Origin of the sequence: Chryseobacterium sp. RR2-3-20, assembly GCF_017808115.1 — a bacterium.
GTDB lineage: Bacteria > Bacteroidota > Bacteroidia > Flavobacteriales > Weeksellaceae > Chryseobacterium > Chryseobacterium oryzae.
In genome coordinates this window covers 1-811 of sequence record NZ_JADQBD010000173.1, presented here as the reverse complement: position 1 = coordinate 811, position 811 = coordinate 1, and the positions used below count along the sequence as shown (strand labels likewise).

General features: G+C 28.7%; 1 protein-coding gene. It reads right to left on the bottom strand.

Annotated elements, in window-relative coordinates:
• Positions 1-227: 227 nt before the first annotated feature.
• On the bottom strand, positions 228-566 hold the full coding sequence (locus IV513_RS15555; RefSeq protein WP_245168971.1) for a hypothetical protein: 339 nt from the start codon (positions 564-566) through the stop codon (positions 228-230).
• Positions 567-811 lie beyond the last annotated feature (245 nt).

Sequence of the window (811 nt, the reverse complement as noted above, 5' to 3'; positions counted from 1 at the left end):
CAACCCTTACAACTATTCAGTTTTTGAATAGATTTATTTTTGACAGAAATATAAACAACCTAAAAATAAATCTCGTTTGATAGTGCACTACGAGTTAATAAAAAGTAAATACTCCTGTCTATAATTTTAGATGGGAGTATTATTTATTCAATCTTCACTATTCATCACGGTAGCATTTTAGACTTAATTCTCAAGATGCTATCAACAGTCCTAAAAATACTTTTACACTATAAACTGCCTTTATCTTTTTTACTTAAAGAAACAGGTTTTAAAGTTCCTGCAAAATCAAACATAATAACTTGACTCCCTTTAAATGGATTGTATGAAGGTTGGTAATCAATATAACCCAAAGTATGTAGATTCTTCAGACATTTATGATAAGTTGCTTTTGAATTAATTTTACTGATCCGCATAACTTCATCTCGAGAAATAATAGTCGGATTTCTGAAACGGTTGAAATTCCAGAATTGGAAAAGAGCAATGTAAAGACTTATATGAGTCGGATTAAGTGTATTATCGAGAAGTAAATTTTCGTAAAAGCCAGTAAGATGTTTTATGTAATTCATTATAATAAATTTAGATTGCAAGTAGTAACTTAATTACTCCTTATTCTCCAACATTTTTTCGATATCCTTATAATTGTAATATAATGTTCCACCAACACGAGTAAAAGATAAGCTACCGTTAATACGTAGATTTTGTAATGTTCCGCTGTAAATCGTCAGCAAAAAGTAGACACTATATAGTATAAAAGTTAAGGAGTGTTTTCAAAAAAAGAATTAGATTTGATTATGGAAACACCTAAAAAGAA

Bases quoted from the DNA above. Each gene is read 5' to 3' on its own strand.
- IV513_RS15555 (WP_245168971.1), bottom strand. From the start codon at position 566: ATGAATTACATAAAACATCTTACTGGCTTTTACGAAAATTTACTTCTC.